This window comes from Streptomyces sp. 3MP-14, from assembly GCF_006334905.2.
GTDB classification, from domain to species: Bacteria; Actinomycetota; Actinomycetes; order Streptomycetales; family Streptomycetaceae; genus Streptomyces; species Streptomyces triticirhizae.
The window spans coordinates 176,961-195,164 of record NZ_VDLZ02000013.1 but is presented as its reverse complement, the minus strand read 5'-3'; the positions used below and the strand labels follow the sequence as shown (position 1 = coordinate 195,164).

Sequence of the window (18,204 nt, the reverse complement as noted above, 5' to 3'; positions counted from 1 at the left end):
AGCAGGAGCCGAGCGGCGCTTCGGCCTCAGGCGGCCATCGCCTGGCCGTCGCGGCTCGGCGCCACCTGGCCGGCGGCGACCGACTCCGGGCCCTCGGCCCTGGTGACCTCCGCCAGCTCCTGGTCCTCGCGCAGCTTCGCGAGCGCCCGGGAGACGGCGGACTTCACGGTGCCGACGGAGACGCCGAGCAGCTCGGCGGTGGCGGCCTCGCTCATGTCCTCGTAGTACCTGAGGACGACCATGGCCCGCTGGCGCGCGGGCAGCCGCAGCACGGCCTGCCACATCGCGTCGCGCACGGCCTGCTGCTCCGCCGGGTCGGGCTGCGGCAGCGGGTCCGGCTCGGGCAGCTCGTCCACCGCGTACTCGTCGACCCGGCGCTTGCGCCACTGCGAGGTGCGCGTGTTGACCAGGGCACGGCGAACGTAGCCGTCCAGCGCCCGGTGGTCCTCGATCCGCTCCCAGGCCAGATAGGTCTTGGTGAGCGCGGTCTGGAGCAGGTCCTCGGCGTCGCTGGGGTTGGAGGTGAGCGAACGGGCGGTGCGCAGCAGCACCGGGCCACGGGCCCGCACATAGGAGGTGAACGTCAGCGGCGTGACCGGCTGGACTGTCCTGGGCGTGGTCATGTCCTACAAACTAGGAGACTTCGCCCCGCAGCGGATCGGCCCCAGGTCTCGATGACTTCTCCCTCCCAGGGTGTAGAAGTGGGGCTGGCTCCACCTCCCCAGGGTGGAGGGGATCTCCTCCCTACCCTCAGGGCGGCTCAGGGATTCACCTGATACCACCGGGGGGTTGCCTGCCGGGGCGCCGTGCCGCAGGCCCGGCCCACACGGGCGCGCGAACACACCAGCGCGCGGACGCACCCGAAGGTGCGCCCGCGCGCCGAACCACTCGGCCACCGGCCGCCCCACCGACCGGCCACCGACGACGCACCCCGGACGCCGCCGACGGCCGGCCGGGGCCCGCCGATGGAGCAGCGGCCTAGAAGACGTCGAAGACCAGCGTGTAGTACGTGTTGTCCGACTGGTCGACGAAGGTGAAGGCCGACTCGTTCACGTTCACCGTGTTGCTCTCGTTGCTCGCGCCGAGACCGGACGCCGCCTGTTGGGTGCCCGAGTAGTTGCCGTTGTTGTCGTCTCCGACGCCACTCGCGACGCTGCCGGCGATCGCGTTGTCGTCGACGGCGTGGGCGACCCCGCTGACGGCACCGAGCAGAAGCGGCGTGGCGGCAAGGGTGGCGAGAACGCGGGCGGTGCGGATGCTTGCCATCTGGTTCCTCCATGGGACGCGGTGCGGTGCTCTGGCGCGGCAGTTGGCCTGACTGCCTTCGGACGGATCACGACGTCGCGAGACCAGAGTTGCCCACGGTGGTCCGGGAGAACCCGGATGACGGAGGGATTCCCCCGCAGGAGGGAGGCCGGCGGACCAAACGTTCAGCCGGTGGCGGTCAGTTCTTCGATTCGCTGCGCGAAGTCGGCCGTGGGGAGCGGGAGTTCGATCTCGTCGACGAACTGCACCGCGTCCGGGAGGTAGTGGATGACGGCCGAGGCGGCCTCGGTGAGGTAGTCCTCGCCGCGGTGGAGGAGGGCGAGGACCCGCAGCACGAGGCCGGGGCTGCTGCCGTCCGGCAGCTCGTCCTCGTCGGGGTGCGGGTGGTGGGCGGGGTCGGCCTGGCGGTGCCACAGCTCGGCCTCCCACTCCTCCCCGAGGGTGAGGTGGTGCAGATAGAGGCAGTAGGCGGCGGCCCCGTCGCCCGCTCCGGCGGCGAACTGCCACCAGAAGCGCGCCGACTCCTCCTGCCCGGCCAACTGGAGGGCGCATCCCAGCACCCGCGCGCCGTCCGGCTGCGGAATGCGCCGCCCGAGGAGCGCCCCCATGTGCTGGAGGGCGCCGTTCTGCTCGACGACGGTGCGACAGAGGATCTCCAGCAGCGAACGGGCCTCCGCCTCGCCGGCCACCCCGGACGACTCGGTGGGACAGTCCGGCGGCGGGCCGCCGCCGAGGCCGTTCTCCCGGTGCGCGCAGACGCCGATCCCGGCCGCGATGCGCTGCTCGGCCGCCTCGATCTCCTGCTGGCTGTAGGTGTGGGGCCTGCGGGCCAGGACGGCGCGGGCGAGGAGCTGCTCGATGGTCACCGTCACAGTTCCCCGACCTCCTCCCGTTGGCTCCGCTCGCCGCCCTCCGTGGGCTCGATCCCCAGTGTCTCCTTGAGCCGGTGTCTGGCGTAGCGCGCGGTGGAACGGACGCCCGGCACGGTCAGGCCCAGGATGTCGGCCGTCTCCTCGGTGCTGTAGCCGATGCAGTAGCGGAGGACGATCACGTCGTGCTGCCGCTCGGGGAGTTCGCTGATCGCCTGGTACAGGCTGAGGCTCTCCTCCAACTCGCCTATCGGGTCAACCGCGTTGTGCAGCGACTCGGTCTCGAAGGCGGCGGTGTCCATGACCACGGGGCGGCGCCCCCTGACCCTGGCGGCCTCGACGATGTGGCGCTTGAACGCGGCCCAGGCGAAGCCGGCGGGGCTGTCCACGCGCAGCGCCTCGGCCCAGTCGGCGGCCAGCTGCTCGAAGGCGTGGTCGACGGCCTCCTCGGCGTGCTCCCGGTTGCCCAGGTACAGCTCGGCCCAGCGCACATAGGCGGGCCGGTACATCTGGTGGAAGGCGCGGAAGTCGGCGGGGAGCGGGGCGAGCGGCGCGACGCCCGCGCGGCGTGGGAGAACGGGCTCGGTCATCGGTGGCTCCTCCCGGGGCGTCGGTGACGGCGGGCGCCCGACCGGGGCGCGGTCGGCGCCGTCGGGGTCGGGCCTGCGTGGGGAGCGCGCGATGCGTTCACGGACCTCCGGGTCCTCTCGTCGTCGTGTCGGGGAGCCGAGGCCACGTCCCGGGAACGAACCGCCGGCGTGCGCCCCTGGATGGGCTCGACCCGCCACCGGTGCCCGTGGAACGAACGGACGCCTGCCCGCCGTTCCGGACGCTCCGACGTCGTTGTGCTGAGCTACCGGAGCCTCGAATCGTCTACCCGAACGTCAAGGAGGCTAGCGGTCCCCGCCCCGGGCTGCCAACCCGAAAGCAGGCCACCCCGCGTGGCATCGGTCACGGCACCCGGCGGCCGGGCCCCGCCCGAACTCCCCCGGCGCACGCGGTCGTTGCGCGGGGCGCGGGGCGCTGGCCGCGCGGCCTTCGGGGAACGCGCCCCGCGCGGGTGGGCGGGCGCTCGCGAGGCGCATGCGCGCCGGCGGCGCGCTGGCCACGGCGCGCTGGCCGCGCGGGCCACCGGGGAACGGGCCCCCGCCGGGGGTGGCCCGCGCCCGGGGCGGGAGTCGGCGAGCAAGCGCTGACCAGCCTGGGCCACGCGCCGGGCGCCGACGGTGCGCAGGCCATCAGGGAACGCGGCCGCGCCCGGGTGGGCGCGCGCCGGCGGCGCGCTGGCCACGGTACGCTGGCCGCGCAGGCCACCCGGGAACGGCCCCTGCGCCGGGGGCGGCGCGCGCCCCGGGGGTCGGACTCGGCGAGCGCGCGCTGACCAGCCCTGGCCACGCGCCGAGCACCGGCGGTGCGCTAGCCGCGCGGGCGACCGGGGAACGGGCTCCGCGCCCGGGCACCGGCCCGCGCCGGGGGTGGGAGTCGGCGAGGCGCCGGCGGAAGCCGCGCTCCGCGCGAGTCGCCGGGGCGGAGCGCCCCGTCCACGAGTCGGGCGGACCGCCGCGAAAGACCGGACCCCGCTCCTTCTCCGCGTCAGGCTCGGTCTCCCGAACCTTGTCGTGGAGCGTGACCGCCGGCCGAAGCCCGTGCCGCGCGCTCCGCGCGGCACGCGCGGCCACGGTCGCTCCGTCGAAGAGAAAGCAGCGGCCCCCGGTGTCCCCGGGGGCCGCTGCGATCTGCTGTTTCGTTGTCCGTGCGGAGGCTGTGGGATTTGAACCCACGGTGACGGGTTACGCCACGACGGTTTTCAAGACCGTTCCCTTCGGCCGCTCGGGCAAGCCTCCCGGAGCGTTGGTCGCCCAACGCACCCGGACAGCCTAGCGGTTTGTCACTGCTCTCCCACGCGCTGACCCAGGACGATCGTGGTCGTTTCCTCCTGGCCGTCGCGCTGGTAGGTCACCTCCACGGACTCGCCCGGCTGGTAGGTCCAGATCTGGCTGATCAGGGTGGGACCGCTGTCGATCACGCGGTCCCCGAAGCGGACGATCACGTCGCCCGGCTGGAGGCCCGCCTCGGCGGCCGGGCCGCCGGGGGTGACCGGCTCGCTGCCGTCGTTGGTGGCCTCGACGATCTTGGCGCCGCCCTGGTCGGTCGAGCCGCTGTCCACCGAGGCGCCGATGATCGGGTAGACCGCCTCGCCGTGCTCCATCAGGTCGGCGGCGACGCGGGTGGCCTGGTTGATCGGGATCGCGAAGCCCAGGCCCACGCTGCCGGCCTCGCCGCCGAGGCCGCCGGTGGTGGAGCGGATCGCCGAGTTGACCCCGATGACCTCGCCGTTGCCGTTGAGCAGGGGGCCGCCCGAGTTCCCCGGGTTGATCGAGGCGTCGGTCTGGAGGGCGTTCATATAGGAGGCGTTGCCGCTCTGGCCGTCGCTGGAGGCCACCGGCCGGTCCTTCGCGCTGACGATGCCGGTGGTGACCGTGCCGGAGAGGCCGAACGGGGCGCCGATCGCGACCGTGGCGTCGCCGACCGCGACCTGGTCGGAGTCGCCGATCGGCAGCGGCTCCAACTCCCGGTCGCCCGCGTCGATCAGGCGCATCACGGCGACGTCGTACCCCTCGGCCCGGCCGACGACCTCGGCCTCGTAGCTCTGGCCGTCGGAGAAGGTGACCGAGACGTCGCCCCCGTCGGCGGCGGCCGCCACCACATGGTTGTTGGTCATGATGTGGCCCTCCTCGTCGTAGACGAAGCCGGTGCCACCCGCCGACTCGGCGCCGTTGGCCGCCTCGATGGTGACCACGCTGGGGAGCGCCGCCTCCGCTATCCCGGCGACGGACTCGGGCTCCCTGGCCGGCGGCTCCCCGCCGGGGGAGCTGGCCGCCTCGGACGAGCTGTCCCCGGCCGTCTCGTCGGCGACCAGGTACCCGACGCCGCCGCCGATGCCGCCGGCGACCAGGGTGGCCACGACGACGCCGATCAGCAGCCCGTTCCTCCGGCGCCTGGGCTCGGGGGGCTGCGGCGGGAAGGCCCAGGAGCCGGTGGCCGGCGGGGGCGGCGCGGCATAGCCGGGGCCGGTGCCGGGGCCGGGGCCGGAGCCGGAGCCGGGGCCGGGTGAGGGGATGCCGGCGCCCTCGGTGCTCGCCTGACTGGGCGGCGGGGGCGCGTGCGTCCCGGCGGCTGGGGTCGAGGACGCGGGCGTCGCGGAGGCCGGCGTCGCGGGGGAGGGGAACTGCTGGGTCGTGGGGCCCTGCGGGGCCGGGCCGCCGGGGGCGTGGGGCGGCGGCCCCGCGGGGGCGGCGGTCGGGAGGGGAGGGCTGCCGGCCGGCGGCTGGGGAGGAGCGGGCGCGGCGGGCGGCGGCGCGGCGGTCGGCCGCTCTCCCACCGACCGGGCCACCTGCTCCGGCGCACCGTCCGCCGGCCCGTCCGGCCTGCCGGGACCTTCGTGCTCGGTGCTCACTGCACTCTCCTAGGGGCGTCTGACGAAAACGCGGATCGCTGCCTCGGGCAGCGTGTGACCGCAGTCTTGCCCATGCCCTGTCAGACGGGCGTAAACGACCGGGTCCCTCCGTGCCCTTCGGCGCCGTTCCGTTCCGCGTTCGGTTCCTTCCCGTCCATGACACCATGGCGCGGGTGAGAGCCGACCCTCGGCGCATCGCCGTCATCGCCCATCGGGGGGCGTCGGAGGACGCCCCCGAGCACAGCCTCGCCGCCTACCGTCGGGCGATCGAGGACGGCGCTGACGGCCTGGAGTGCGATGTGCGGCTGACCGCCGACGGCCATCTGGTCTGCGTGCACGACCGCCGCGTCAACCGGACGTCCAACGGCCGGGGGGCCGTCTCGGCGCTGGAGTTGGCGGAGCTGGCCGAGTTGGACTTCGCGGCCGGCCGGCCCGTCGCCGGGGGCCCGGGCGGGGAGGCGCCGGACACCGTGGACCCGGAGCGGAGCGCGGTGCTCACCCTGGAGCGGCTGCTGCGCCTGGTGGCCTCGGCGGACCGGCCGGTCGACCTGGCGATCGAGACCAAGCACCCCACCCGCTGGGCGGGGCAGGTGGAGGAACGGCTGCTCGCGCTGCTGGACCGCCACCCGGTGCCGGGCGAGGTGCGGGTGATGAGCTTCTCGGCGCGCTCGCTGCACCGGGTGCACCGGGCGGCGCCCGGCCTGCCGACGGTCTTCCTGATGCACTTCGCGCTGCCGCGCCACCGGGGCGGCCGGCTGCCGGCCGGGGTCGCGATCGCGGGGCCGAGCGTGCGGATGCTGCGCCGGGACCCGGGGTATGTCGCGCGGGCCAGGGCGGCCGGGCACCGGGTGCACGTGTGGACCGTGGATCGTCCCGAAGACGTGGAACTCTGCGCCGAGTTGGGCGTCGACGCCATCATCACCAACCGCCCGCGCACCGTCAGGGAACAGCTCGCCGAACTCGGCTGAACCCGGGCGCCCGAAGAGACACGACCCCAGACAACCCCGCGGTAAACCCAAAGTGCCGCAATGAACGACGATGAACAACGATGAACGCCAGCGAACGCCTATGAACGGGCGTCTCCTTGATCCGCCGTTCTTACCCCGCGTGCCCCGGCGCATTCGCTTCGTATCCGATCATTACGAGTACGTCAACGGATCTCACCTGGCCGGTTTCCGGTGTGTTCCCGCAGGGCATCGATCCTGTGGCGTGGGGCAAAAGGAGGTTCCGGGGGTGGCGTTCGTGGTCACACAGCAAGTGCCAAGGACGTCGTCAATGGCGGTGCTCCACGGCCCTACCGGCGTGGGGATCGCACGACGACGATTGCGATCGGAATTGCGGGAGAATGGCGCCGAGGAAACGATCATCGATGATGCGACGTTGATCCTTTCCGAACTCCTCAGTAATTCCTACCGACATGCGCGCCCGTTGGACGGCGGGCAGTCGATCAGGGCGGACTGGTGTCAGGCGGCCGACGGCTCGCTCACCATTTCCGTCACCGACGGCGGCGGCCCCACCAGGCCCCGACTCAGCTCCCCCTCGGTGACCGCGCGCGGCGGCCGGGGGCTCACCATCATCACCTCGCTCTGCCGCTCCTGGGGCGTGCGGGAGACCGGCGCGGGTTCGGCGGTCACCGTGTGGGCGGTCCTGGCGGCGCCGGGCGGCTAGGCTCGCCGGACGACCAGAGCCCAACGCACGCAGGAGAGCCGTCCGTCATGGCGAAGAAGCGCCGACCCCGCCCCCAGAACGCCGCCGCGACCAGGCCCGACACCACCTCGGGCGAGATCCCCGTCGTGGGCGCGCGGGAGCCGTGCCCCTGTGGCTCGGGCCGCCGGTACAAGGCATGTCACGGCCGAGCCGCCGCCCAGGCCGCCACCGAGTTGGTCCGCCGGCCCTTCGAGGGACTGCCGGGCGAATGCGACTGGGTCGCGCTGCGCGAGCTGGTTCCGGCGGCGACCGCGCCGCTGGTCCTCAGGGACGGGCTGCCGGCCGACGTGCCGTCCGTCACCCTCGGCACCGTGCTCCCCATGGCCTGGCCCGCGCTGCGCCGCGACGACGGCTCGGTGCTGCTGGCCATCCAGAACGACACCGCGACCGGCGACCTCAGCCGGGACCTCGCCGAGGTCCTCGGCCGGGCGCTGACCACCGATCCTGGCAACCCGGTCCCCGCCGGCCGCACCGACCCCCAGGGGCCGAGGCTCCAGGACCTGTTGGACCTCGAAGCGCCGTTCGTGCCCGAGGTGCGGGAGGGCTTCGAGTTCTGGCTGGACAACGCCGAGGCGGCCACCCCCGAGGTCGCCGCCTCGCTGGAGCGCGCCAACGAGGCGGCGACACCCACCGCCCGGCTGACCGGCGTGGACGCGGCCTACTGGTGCCAGACCCCGGAGCGCAACCACCTGCGGTGGGTGATGGCGCACCCGGAGGACGAGCTGTTGGACGCGCTGGCGCGGCTGCACGCGGCGGGCGCCTCCTCGTTGGGCGAGGAGACCCGGCTGGTGGGCTCGTTCCGCGCGCACGGGCTGACCGTTCCGGTGTGGGACCTGCCGAGCGCGATGGGCGCCGAGGAGTGCGAGAAGCCGGCGGCGGCGTTCGGCGAACGGCTGGCCGAGGCGCTGGCGACGCGGTCGCCGCTGACGGCCGCCGAGCGGCGCGCGAGGAGCGGTCTCACCAACCGTCAGATCACGTTGAACTGACGCGCGACGCCGCGCCCACACGAGTGATTCCAGTCACAACTCGCCCCGGATATCGCGAGTTAGGCCCTGAGGTCGCCATCGCGGGATTTGCGAATCCCCGATGACTTGTTACCTTCTCAAGTGGGCCCGGTCGCTGGTGCATCCCCCGTCGCCAGCGATCGGGTCCTCTTCTGTCCCGGTTCCGTGTCGGCCTCCCGGCGAACGCCCGGGCCCGGCCGCCTGATCGGCCGCCGGCCGCCGCTCGTTCGGCTCCCGACAGGTCCGCGCGCCGCGCGCGATCCCCGACCGCCCGGCTCAGTACGCCAGCCGGCTGCCCTGGTCGGGGGCGCTCCGCCCGGCGTCGACCAACACCTCGATCAGCTCGGCCACGCCGGGCAGCACGCCGGCGCCGGCCGAGGAGCCGGCCGCCGAGCCGGCGCGCGCCGGCTCGCGGACCCAGGCCACCGGGCCACGGCCCAGCTCGGACGGCGGCAGCGGCAGATAGCCACCGTGGCCGTGGAACCGCAACGAGCTGGGCACCTCGTCCTGGAGGTAGAGCAACTCCCCCAACTCCGGCAGCTCGTAAGGGCGCACGAGCAGCGCCCAGCGGGTGGGCGTGGCCACCACCGGGCCGCCGCCGAGGCCGGCTCGGTCGAGCGCGGCCAGCGCCTCGGGCCCGGCGACCGCCGGCAGGCTCACCGCGCAGGGCGCGCGGCCCCCGGTGGCCAGCAGGATGGGCGCCGCGGGGCGGGTGGTCCACCGCCAGCGCGTCATGCGGGGATCGGCCGTGGCCGCCAGCAGTTCGGGGTCGTCGGGGTGGGCGCCCGGCACCGGGCAGTCCGGCCGGGCACAGCGGCAGGCGCCGTCGGGGGTGGCGCCCACCCCGGGGAGCACCGGCCAGCCGCGCGCGGCGGCGGCCAGCGCGGCCTCGCGCGCGGCCCAGCCGAGGTCGGCCCAACGGGCGTGCCCGCCCAGGCCGTTGTTGTCGTCGTCGGTGCGTCGCTCTCCGAGGATCTCGCGCATCAGCGCTCGTCCCTTCCTTCGCGGGTCACTCGGCCTCACGTGGAACTCAGATCACCGTACGTAGCGGGTCGCGTGGGCGACCGGCGGGGGGCCCTCGCCCTGGCCGCCTTCTTTCGGTAGGACGACGGAACTCAACGATCCGTTCCGATATGTACCCAGTATGCACCCCGGCCGTTCAACTCGACGTTCGGGTGGGGTCGTCTCAGTGGATCGCGCGACGGAGCGTGCGCCCGCTGTTTCTCGCCAATCTCCGCCAATCTCCGCCAGTTCTTGCCAAACCGATCACGGCTCGGCCTGTCGCGCGCCGAACCCCGGGGGCACCTGGGCATCATCCAACACGGCAGGACACAGGCGGACATCTCGTCCGCGCCGCGTGCACCTGGGCCAGGCCCTCCGACCAGGCGTCAGCGGGGACTCGCGACGGTGGCGCGGAACGCGCGCCCCGACGAAAGCCCCCACACATGAGCACCCCACCGTCGCCTCCCTCGCCACCGTCGCCGAAAGTGGCTGGAATCCAGCCCCCGCTCGCCCCGGTGTCGCACACTCCCGGGCCCCCGTTCCCCGAAGGGCGCTCCGACGCCCGCCCCGCCGAGCCGGTGCCCCGCCCCGGCCCTCCCGAGGACCGACTGGCCGGCTGGATCTCCGACCTCACCGCCCTCCAGGCGCTCACCGAGCGTATTGGGCGCACCGGCACGCTCCGGGAGGCGGTCGAGGAGACCCTGCGCGCCGGCGCACGCCTGTTGGGCGCGCGCCGTGGGCTGTTGGCCCTGCGGGGCCAGCCGGAGGACGGCCGGCCCGGCGGCGGCGAGCGGCTGCTCGGCCTCGGCCTGGACCGGGCCGAGCTGGGCCAGTGGGAGACGGTCCCCCGCGTCTCCGCCTGCCACGCCCGGCTGCTCGACGAGGCGGTCGGGGCCGCCGGCGAGCCCGACCGGGAGATCGGCCACCACGACATCGCGCGGACCGAGACGCTCCACCCGCGCCACCGGGCGGTGGCCGCCCGGCTGGGCTGCTCGGCCAGCTACGCGCTGCCGCTCACCGCCGAGGCCGCCGCCCCGTTCGGCGCCGCGCTCTGGCTGTTCGACCGGCCGGGCCAGCCGGAGCCCAGGCAACGGCGCCTGCTGGGCCACTATCTGCGGCACGCCGCCCGGCACATCGCCGGCCGCCAGGAGCTGGCCCGGGCGAACGAGGCGCTGGCCACGGTGCGGGACGGGCTGCTGCCGGGGCGGCTGCCCAGGATGGCCGGGGTCACCCTGGCCGCGCGGGAGTCCAGCGCGCCGGGCGGCGGCCCGGTCTGCTGGGACGCGCTGCCGCTGCCGGACGGCGGCCTCGGCCTGGCCGTCGGCGCCTCGTCCGACGCGGGCCCGGCCGCGCTCGCCGCGATGGGCCGGCTGCGCGCGGGGCTGCGGGCCTACGCCGTGATGGAGGGCGAGGACCCGGTGGCCGTCCTCTCCGACCTGGAGCTGCTGCTGCGGCTGACCGAGCCGGGCCGCCCGGCCACCGCGCTCTTCGGCTACGCCGAGCCCGCCGCCCGCCGGCTGGTTCTCGCCTCCGCCGGGCACCCGCCGCCGCTGCTGCTCGCCGGGGGGCGCGCGACCTATGTGGACACCACCCTCTCCGCGCCGCTGAACATGCTGGCCTGCTGGGAGGCGCCCAGCGTGGAGCTGGAGCTGGGGCACGGCGAAACGGTCCTGCTGTACAGCGAGGGGCTGCTCCGCCGGGCCGGCGGCCCGCTGGACGCGGCCTTCGCCGGGCTGCGGGCCGCCGCCCTCGCCGCTCCGCCCGCCGTCCGCGCCGATCCCGAGGCGCTGGTCGACCACCTGCTGACCGCGCTGCCCGCGCCCGGCGCGAGCGGGGCGGGCGGGCCGGGGGCGGGCGGCGGCCACGGGGACGTCGTGCTGCTGGCGGCCCGATTCCACTGACCACCACGCTGTCGCGGCCGGGGGTGGGCGACCTACGATGGAAACCGGCCAGTATCGAACAGCGCGCGCGAGCGCGGGCGCGGGACGGCCGCGAAGGAGGCCCGAGGTGGCGGAAGAGCAGGCGGCGAGCACCGAGCCGACGACCGGCGAGGAGCCGGAGGCGGCACAGGCACCCACCGAGGGCGCCGCCGAGACGGCGGAGAAGCCGATCAAGGAACGGAAGAACGGCGTCACCCCCGCGATCTCGGACGAGCTGGCCGAGAACATGAAGCAGGGCTGGGCGGACACCGAGCGCCGCGACCTCTCCCCGATCCCGCAGGCCGAGCACACCGCCAGGCGCCGCGCCGCGCTGTCGGCCCGCTTCCCCGGCGAGCGGCTGGTCATCCCGGCCGGCCGGCTGAAGACCCGCTCCAACGACACCGACTACCCGTTCCGCGCCTCCGTCGAGTACGTCTACCTCACGGGGAACCAGACCGAGGACGGCGTGCTGATCCTGGAGCCGACCGGCGAGAGCGGGCACCAGGCCACCCTCTATCTGCTGCCGCGCTCCGACCGGGAGAACGGCGAGTTCTGGCTGAGCGGCCAGGGCGAGCTGTGGGTCGGCCGGCGCGACAGCCTGACCGAGGCCGAGCGGCTGCACGGCCTGCCGGTCGCCGACGTGCGCACCGTTCCCGAGCTGCTGAAGGGCGCCACGGGCCCGGTCCGCCAGGTGCGCGGGCACGACGGCGGCGTCGAGGCCGCGCTTACCGACAAGGTCACCGCCGAGCGGGACGAGGAGCTGCGGGTCTTCCTCTCCGAGATGCGGCTGGTCAAGGACGGCTTCGAGATCGCCCAGCTGCGGCACGCCTGCGAGGCCACCGCGCGCGGCTTCGAGGACGTGGTGCGGGTGCTGGACCGCGCGAAGGCCACCTCGGAGCGCTACATCGAGGGAACGTTCTTCCTGAGAGCCAGGGTCGAGGGCAACGACGTCGGCTACGGCTCGATCTGCGCGGCCGGCCCGCACGCCACCACCCTGCACTGGGTGCGCAACGACGGCCCCGTCCGCGACGGCGACCTGCTCCTGCTGGACGCCGGCGTGGAGACCACGGAGCTGTACACGGCGGACGTCACCCGCACCCTGCCGATCAGCGGCCGGTTCACCGAACTCCAGCGGAAGATCTACGACGCGGTCTACGACGCCCAGGAGGCCGGCATCGCGGCCGTGCGCCCGGGCGCCAAGTACCGGGACTTCCACGAGGCGGCCCAGCGGGTGCTCACCGAGCGGCTGGTGGAGTGGGGCCTGGTCGAGGGGCCGGTGGAACGCGTTCTCGAACTGGGCCTCCAGCGCCGCTGGACGCTGCACGGCACCGGCCACATGCTGGGGCTCGACGTCCACGACTGCGCGGCAGCCCGCCGGGAGAGCTATGTCGAGGGCACGCTGGAGCCGGGCATGTGCCTGACCGTGGAGCCCGGCCTGTACTTCCAGCCCGACGACCTGACCGTGCCCGAGGCGTACCGGGGCATCGGCGTCCGCATCGAGGACGACATCCTGGTCACCGAGGACGGCAACGTGAACCTCTCCGCCGCCCTGCCCCGCACCTCCGCAGAGGTCGAGGTGTGGATGGCCGAGCTGCGCGGATGAGCGAGACCCACCCAAGTCGGCCCCCAGGTGTCAAGGGGGCCATTTGGGGTACAGCCTGGGAACACGGGCGCGCGCCCACGCGTTGACCGTGGCATCCCCCTTCGAAAGGAGAGCTGTGTCCGCCCAACCGACGGACCCCGACGGGCATAGTCCCGGACCACCTCGCCCGCATCTGAGACATCGCGGCACACGGCGAGGTGGTGTCAGTTGAGTGCCGCACTCGGTCTTCTCGCCGTCCTGGTGTTGACGGCGGGTACCGGATACTTCGTCGCCCAGGAGTTCGCCTACGTGGCGGCCGACCGGCTGGCCCTCGCCCGCGAGGCGGCCGCTGGCGACAAACGGGCCGCCCGGGCCATGAAGGTCCAGGAGCGGCTGTCGTTCATGCTCTCCGGAGCACAGCTCGGGATCACCGTGACCGGCCTGATCGTCGGTTTCCTCGCCGAGCCCGCCCTCGCCGCACTGCTCAGCCCGCTGCTGGGCGGCTTCGGCCTGCCGGACGCCGCCGTCAGCGGCGTGGCGTTGGCGCTGGCCTTCGCCCTGGCCACCGCCATCCAGATGGTGCTGGGCGAGCTGGCCCCGAAGAACCTGGCGCTGGCGGTGCCGGAGCGGCTGGCCAAGAGCCTGGCCGCCTCGACGCTCGCCTATCTGCGGGTCGCCGGGCCGCTGATCCGCGTCTTCGACGCCTCGGCCAACCGGCTGCTGCGCCGGGTCGGCATCGAGCCGGTGGAGGAGCTGCACCACGGGGCGACCCTGGAGGAGCTGGGCCATCTGATCGACGAGTCCCACGAGCACGGCCAGCTGCCGCGCGCGACGGCCGAACTGCTCGATCACGCGCTGGAGTTCTCGGAGCGGACCCTGGCCGAGGTCATGGTGCCCCGCGTCGAGGTGAACTCGGTGCGCGCCACCGCGCCCGCAGCGCAGGTGGTGGAGCTGATCAGGGACCACGGGCACTCGCACTACCTGGTGATCGGCGACCGGATCGACGACATCGTGGGCGTGGTCGGGGTGCGCGAGCTGATGCGGCTGACCCCGGAGCGGATCGCCCGTCGCACGGCCGGCGCGCTGGCCAGGCGGGCGGTGCTGCTGCCCGACACCCTGCCGCTGCCCGGCGCGATGGAGCAGATGCAGGCCGCGGGCGAGGAGTTCGCCGTGGTGCTCGACGAGTACGGCGGGCTCGCCGGCATCGTCACCCTGGAGGACATCGCCGAGGAGCTGGTGGGCGAGATCGCCGACGAGAGCGACCTGGTCGAGGAGCTGGCGGTGCGGGACGGCACCGGCTGGCTGGTCGACGCGGGCCGCCGGGTGGACGAGGTGGCCGAGGCCACCGGGATACCGCTGCCCGAGGACGAGTCGTTCGAGACGGTGGCCGGCCTGGTGATCGAGCACTGCGGCCGGTTCCCCGAGGTGGGGGACCGGATCGAGGTGACGCTGGACGACGGCCGGCTGGCGACGTTGGAGGTGCTGGCGCTGGACCGCAGGGTTCCCGCGCGGATACGCCTGGAGCAGTCGGTGGCCGAGCCGGAGCCCGAGACGGCGGAGGCCGTCGGGGCGTCCGGGGTCGCGGCGGAGGTGGCCGGCGTGCCGGCGCCCGAGCGTGAGCGAGAGGGGCAGCCGTCATGAGCCCCGGAATGGCCGCCCTGGTCACGGTGGTGCTGCTGATCGGCAGCGGCTTCTTCGTCGCCGCCGAGTTCGCCCTGGTGGCGGCGCGGCGGCACCGGGTGGAGACGGCGATCGCCGAGGGCCGGCGCGGCGCCAAGGCGGCGCTGGCCGGGATGCACGAGCTGTCGCTGATGCTGGCGGGCGCCCAACTGGGCATCACCGCCTGCACGTTGGGGCTGGGCAGCATCTCCAAGCCGGCCATCTCGCACGAGGTGGACCCGGTGCTGCACGACCTGGGCCTGCCGAGCGGGCTGTCCTACGGCATCGCGTTCCTCTTCGCCATGTTCGTGGTGGTCTTCCTCCACATGGTGGTCGGCGAGATGGCGCCCAAGTCGTGGGCCATCTCCCACCCCGAGCGCTCGGCGATGCTGCTGGCGCCGGCGTTCCGCGCGCTGGTGCGGGCGGTGCGGCCGCTGATCTGGGTGCTGAACAAGATCAGCAACGGGCTGGTCCGGCTCTGCCGGGTCACCCCGCGCGAGGAGCTGACCAGCGTCCACGACCGGGAGCAGCTGACGCACCTGGTCTCCGAGTCGCAGCGGCTGGGGCTGATCAGCGAGGCGGACTCGGGGCTGATCACGCGCTCGTTGACCGAGCCGCAGTCGCCGGTCGGCGCCTTCCAGGTGCCGGCGCGGGAGATCGTCTCGGTGCCCTCGTCGGCGCCGGTCGAGACGATCCTGGCCGCCGCGTCGGCCAGCGACCACACCCGGCTGCTGGTCGCCGACGGCGAGCGGGTCGTCGGCTCGGTGCACGCCAGGGACGCGGTGGTGGCCAGGGCCAGGGGCCAGCGGGTGACCGCCGGCGAACTGGCCCGGCCGGTACCGGAGTTGACCGCCGACGACACCGTGGACTTCGCGGTGGAGCAGCTGCGGCAGCGCCGGGCCTCGCTGGCGGTGGTGCGGGACGCCGAGGGCCGGTTGACCGGGCTGATCAGCCTGGACGACCTGCTGGTGCGCCTGATGGCGCCGCAGCCGGCGGGCTGACGCGCCCGCCGCCCCTACAGAGGCGCAAGGGCCGTGGCATCCTCGCGATGCCACGGCCCTTTGGCGTCTCGCCGGCGGCGTCAGCCGACGCTGATCGACTCGATCACCACGTCCTCGACCGGCTTGTCGTTCGGGCCGGTCTCGGTGCCGGCGATGGCGTCCACCACGGCGCGGCTCTCGTCGTCGGCGACCTCGCCGAAGATGGTGTGCAGGTTGTTGAGGTGCGGAGTCGGCTCCACGGTGATGAAGAACTGCGAACCGTTGGTGCCGGGGCCGGAGTTGGCCATGGCCAGCAGGTAGGGCTCCTCGAAGGCGCGGCCCGAGTCGAACTCGTCCTCGAACTGGTACCCGGGGCCACCCATGCCGGTGCCCTGCGGGTCGCCGCCCTGGATCATGAAGCCGTCGATGACCCGGTGGAAGATGGTGCCGTTGTAGAGCGGCTCGCCGTCCTCCTGGCCCTCCCAGGGCAGCGAACCGTCCGCCAGGCCAACGAAGTTGGTGACGGTCAGCGGCGCCTCGTCGGGGAAGAGGGTGACCGCGATGTCGCCCTCGCTGGTGTGGAGCGTGGCGCTGGTCGCGTCCGTGGGCTCGACCCCGGCCGGCCCTTCGAGGGCCTGCCCCTGGCCCTCCTGCTGCTCCTGCTCGGCCGGGTCCGAGGGCTCGGTCGACTCGGCGGCGGAACTCCCGCCGCCGTTGCCTTCCTCGCCGCCCTCGCCGTCGGCGGATTCCGAACCGCACGCGGTCAGCAGTCCGAGGCAGAGCAGCGCCGTGGCCAGGCGCCGGGGAGAGCGGATCATGCGACGTGCCTTCCAGTTACGGGGGGAACGAGCCCTGGGGAACACAAAACAGGCTCATCATGCCCCACGGGCGCCTCATCGGCCCCGGCGCGGAAGGCGGAAAACGATTCCCGGCGCCGGCTGGGCGCGCGGGCGGAGGAACGGGCGAACGCGCCCCCGACCGCGGCGGGTCAGGGGCGGGGCGTCTCGTGAAACGGTGGATCGACGAAGGCGGCGGGCGCGGCGGGCGCCCGGCCAATCAGCTCCGGTCGGCTCCGGTCGGCTCCGGTCAGCTCTGCTGGGTGGTCGGCTTCGGCTCGTCCACCGGGCGGGCGCTGGTGACGTCGCCGGGCGCCGCCTGGATCGTGCGCGTCGCCGGGGTCTCCTCGGGCGTGGCCGTCGAGGACGCCGCCTGGCCACCCTCGGACTTCATCGCGGTGGTCTCGCTCTTGAGGATGCGCGCCGACTTGCCCAGCGACCGTGCGAGGTCCGGCAGGCGCTTGGCCCCGAAGACCAGCAGCACGATGACGAGAAGGAGCAGCAGCTCCTTGATTCCGATCTGGCCCATGGTCCAACCTCCGAGGACGATTCAGCAGGTTCCACACCTTCCGCCACGGTAGCGCGCCGGAAGTAAAGAGAACAGAAGTCCTTGGTCCGTATCCGTTTCCGTCCGCCGCACCGCGATCACGCTCAATCACCGTGGACCACGGTGGATCACCGTGGATCACGACGCGGCGGCGAAGAGAAACGGGGCGGAACCGTCGGTGTTCGCCGATATCGACCGCTGGAGATGCTTTCGGTCGATATCGGCTGGTATCGGTCGTTGTCAGACGTTGACCCCGAAGTCGCTGGCGATTCCCGCGAGGCCCGAGGCATAACCCTGGCCGACCGCGCGGAACTTCCACTCGGTGCCCCTGCGGTACAGCTCGCCGAAGATCATCGCGGTCTCGGTGGCGGCGTCCTCGCTCAGGTCGTAGCGGGCGATCTCGGCGCCGTCGGCCTGGTTGACCACCCGGATGAAGGCGTTCTGCACCTGACCGAAGCTCTGCCGGCGCGCGTCGGCGTCGTGGATGGAGACCGGGAAGACGATCTTGCCGACCTCCGGCGGCACGGTGGCGAGGTTGACCTTGATCGTCTCGTCGTCCCCGTCCCCCTCGCCCGTGAGGTTGTCGCCGGTGTGCTCCACCGAACCGTCCGGGCTGGTCAGGTTGTTGTAGAAGACGAAGTGACTGTCGGAGACGACCTTGCCGTTCTCCCCGCAGAGCAGGGCGCTGGCGTCCAGGTCGTAGTCGGTGCCGGTGGTCGTGCGCACGTCCCATCCCAGGCCCACCAGGACGGCGGTCAGCCCCGGCGCCTCCTTGGTCAGCGAGACATTGCCTCCTTTGGAAAGGGTTACTCCCACGTTCTCCTCCTGAACTAGCTGTTCCTGCCCCCGCCCCGGCGCACCGTGGGCGCTTTCGAAAATCTACAACACTGTAGAAGGTCGGTGACGGCCCTCACCGGGGCATACCCGGGCGTCGCTACGATGACCCCTGGCGGCAGTGGGGAGTGGTGGCGGTGGGTGCGACGGCGGAGCAGCCGGGTCCCGGCCAACGCAAGCGCGGACGGGGCGAGTTGGAGGCCCAGGTGCTGGCCACCCTGCGGCTGGCGCCGGGCCCGGTGAGCGCCGGCTGGGTGCGGGAACGGCTGCCGGACGCGCTGGCCTACAGCACCGTGATCACCATCCTCACCAGGCTCCACGAGAAGCACGCCGTGCGCCGGGAGCGCTCCGGCCGCTCGTTCCTGTGGACGCCGGCCGCCGACGACGCCGGCCTGGCCGCGCTGCGGATGCGCCGGGTGCTGGAGGGCAGGGACGATCGGGACGCGGTGCTGGCGAGCTTTGTCACCACCCTCTCCCCCGAGGACGAACGGCTGCTGCGCCGGCTGCTCGGCTCCGAGCCCGGGCGCCGGACGGAGTGAGCG

16 protein-coding genes, 1 tRNA gene and 1 pseudogene are annotated in these 18,204 nt (G+C 73.7%); 8 read left to right on the top strand and 10 right to left on the bottom strand.

From position 1 onward, the window contains the following. Positions 1–26: 26 nt before the first annotated feature. The 6 genes from FH609_RS21775 to FH609_RS21750 form a co-directional block, all read right to left on the bottom strand. Entirely contained in the window at positions 27–623 is a 597-nt protein-coding gene (locus tag FH609_RS21775; RefSeq protein ID WP_139670207.1) for a SigE family RNA polymerase sigma factor, read from the bottom strand. 355 nt (positions 624–978) lie between these two features. After that, a complete protein-coding gene (locus FH609_RS21770) occupies positions 979–1,266 on the bottom strand; it encodes a hypothetical protein (protein ID WP_122399910.1) in 288 nt (95 codons plus the stop codon). Positions 1,267–1,430: 164 nt separating this feature from the next. Further along, positions 1,431–2,138: a hypothetical protein gene (locus FH609_RS21765; RefSeq protein WP_139670205.1), complete on the bottom strand. Its 708-nt coding sequence runs from the start codon at positions 2,136–2,138 to the stop codon at positions 1,431–1,433. Then, a complete protein-coding gene (locus FH609_RS21760) occupies positions 2,135–2,725 on the bottom strand; it encodes a sigma-70 family RNA polymerase sigma factor (protein WP_139670203.1) in 591 nt (196 codons plus the stop codon). The genes FH609_RS21765 and FH609_RS21760 overlap by 4 nt, the downstream gene beginning before the upstream one ends. A gap of 1,166 nt (positions 2,726–3,891) precedes the next feature. After that, positions 3,892–3,979: transfer RNA gene (locus FH609_RS21755), tRNA-Ser, on the bottom strand. 44 nt (positions 3,980–4,023) lie between these two features. Next, positions 4,024–5,592, bottom strand: coding sequence for a S1C family serine protease (locus FH609_RS21750; protein WP_139670201.1), 1,569 nt, complete (start codon positions 5,590–5,592; stop codon positions 4,024–4,026). 164 nt (positions 5,593–5,756) lie between these two features. On the opposite strand from FH609_RS21750, the gene FH609_RS21745 reads away from it, so the two are divergent. The 3 genes from FH609_RS21745 to FH609_RS21735 all read left to right on the top strand — a co-directional run bounded on the left by FH609_RS21745 (position 5,757) and on the right by FH609_RS21735 (position 8,285). Further along, positions 5,757–6,560 carry a glycerophosphodiester phosphodiesterase family protein gene (locus FH609_RS21745; RefSeq protein WP_139670199.1) on the top strand — a complete coding sequence of 268 codons (804 nt, stop codon included), beginning with the start codon at positions 5,757–5,759 and terminating at the stop codon, positions 6,558–6,560. A gap of 70 nt (positions 6,561–6,630) precedes the next feature. Next, on the top strand, positions 6,631–7,260 hold the full coding sequence (locus tag FH609_RS21740; protein ID WP_319789616.1) for an ATP-binding protein: 630 nt from the start codon (positions 6,631–6,633) through the stop codon (positions 7,258–7,260). Positions 7,261–7,307: 47 nt separating this feature from the next. Beyond that, complete coding sequence (locus tag FH609_RS21735) at positions 7,308–8,285, top strand: DUF5926 family protein (protein ID WP_139670197.1); 978 nt, start codon at positions 7,308–7,310, stop codon at positions 8,283–8,285. Positions 8,286–8,579: 294 nt separating this feature from the next. Here FH609_RS21735 and FH609_RS21730 read toward each other — a convergent pair whose 3' ends face one another. Next, entirely contained in the window at positions 8,580–9,287 is a 708-nt protein-coding gene (locus FH609_RS21730) for a bifunctional DNA primase/polymerase (protein ID WP_139670195.1), read from the bottom strand. 533 nt (positions 9,288–9,820) lie between these two features. On the opposite strand from FH609_RS21730, the gene FH609_RS21725 reads away from it, so the two are divergent. The 4 genes from FH609_RS21725 to FH609_RS21710 all read left to right on the top strand — a co-directional run bounded on the left by FH609_RS21725 (position 9,821) and on the right by FH609_RS21710 (position 15,466). Continuing rightward, positions 9,821–11,206 (top strand): PP2C family protein-serine/threonine phosphatase, encoded by a 1,386-nt coding sequence (locus FH609_RS21725; RefSeq protein ID WP_319789615.1) that lies wholly within the window; start codon positions 9,821–9,823, stop codon positions 11,204–11,206. Between the two features lie 208 nt (positions 11,207–11,414). Then, positions 11,415–12,827, top strand: coding sequence for an aminopeptidase P family protein (locus FH609_RS21720; protein WP_226961876.1), 1,413 nt, complete (start codon positions 11,415–11,417; stop codon positions 12,825–12,827). Positions 12,828–13,034: 207 nt separating this feature from the next. After that, positions 13,035–14,447 (top strand): hemolysin family protein, encoded by a 1,413-nt coding sequence (locus FH609_RS21715; protein WP_139670189.1) that lies wholly within the window; start codon positions 13,035–13,037, stop codon positions 14,445–14,447. Continuing rightward, positions 14,444–15,466, top strand: coding sequence for a hemolysin family protein (locus tag FH609_RS21710; protein WP_139670187.1), 1,023 nt, complete (start codon positions 14,444–14,446; stop codon positions 15,464–15,466). The genes FH609_RS21715 and FH609_RS21710 overlap by 4 nt, the downstream gene beginning before the upstream one ends. 80 nt (positions 15,467–15,546) lie before the next feature. Here FH609_RS21710 and FH609_RS31845 read toward each other — a convergent pair. The 3 genes and pseudogenes from FH609_RS31845 to FH609_RS21695 all read right to left on the bottom strand — a co-directional run. Continuing rightward, positions 15,547–16,035, bottom strand: a pseudogene (locus FH609_RS31845) (peptidylprolyl isomerase); the annotation flags it as partial. 496 nt (positions 16,036–16,531) lie between these two features. After that, a complete protein-coding gene (tatA, locus tag FH609_RS21700; protein ID WP_139670183.1) occupies positions 16,532–16,810 on the bottom strand; it encodes a Sec-independent protein translocase subunit TatA in 279 nt (92 codons plus the stop codon). 258 nt (positions 16,811–17,068) lie between these two features. Further along, positions 17,069–17,644, bottom strand: coding sequence for a TerD family protein (locus tag FH609_RS21695; RefSeq protein ID WP_139670181.1), 576 nt, complete (start codon positions 17,642–17,644; stop codon positions 17,069–17,071). A 155-nt stretch (positions 17,645–17,799) separates the two neighbouring features. On the opposite strand from FH609_RS21695, the gene FH609_RS21690 reads away from it, so the two are divergent. Beyond that, positions 17,800–18,201: a BlaI/MecI/CopY family transcriptional regulator gene (locus FH609_RS21690; RefSeq protein WP_139670179.1), complete on the top strand. Its 402-nt coding sequence runs from the start codon at positions 17,800–17,802 to the stop codon at positions 18,199–18,201. Positions 18,202–18,204 lie beyond the last annotated feature (3 nt).

Bases quoted from the DNA above. Each gene is read 5' to 3' on its own strand.
- FH609_RS21775 (WP_139670207.1), bottom strand. From the start codon at position 623: ATGACCACGCCCAGGACAGTCCAGCCGGTCACGCCGCTGACGTTCACC.
- FH609_RS21745 (WP_139670199.1), top strand. From the start codon at position 5,757: ATGGCGCGGGTGAGAGCCGACCCTCGGCGCATCGCCGTCATCGCCCAT.
- FH609_RS21710 (WP_139670187.1), top strand. From the start codon at position 14,444: ATGAGCCCCGGAATGGCCGCCCTGGTCACGGTGGTGCTGCTGATCGGC.
- tatA (WP_139670183.1), bottom strand. From the start codon at position 16,810: ATGGGCCAGATCGGAATCAAGGAGCTGCTGCTCCTTCTCGTCATCGTG.
- FH609_RS21770 (WP_122399910.1), bottom strand. From the start codon at position 1,266: ATGGCAAGCATCCGCACCGCCCGCGTTCTCGCCACCCTTGCCGCCACG.
- FH609_RS21760 (WP_139670203.1), bottom strand. From the start codon at position 2,725: ATGACCGAGCCCGTTCTCCCACGCCGCGCGGGCGTCGCGCCGCTCGCC.
- FH609_RS21730 (WP_139670195.1), bottom strand. From the start codon at position 9,287: ATGCGCGAGATCCTCGGAGAGCGACGCACCGACGACGACAACAACGGC.
- FH609_RS21735 (WP_139670197.1), top strand. From the start codon at position 7,308: ATGGCGAAGAAGCGCCGACCCCGCCCCCAGAACGCCGCCGCGACCAGG.
- FH609_RS21740 (WP_319789616.1), top strand. From the start codon at position 6,631: ATGAACAACGATGAACGCCAGCGAACGCCTATGAACGGGCGTCTCCTT.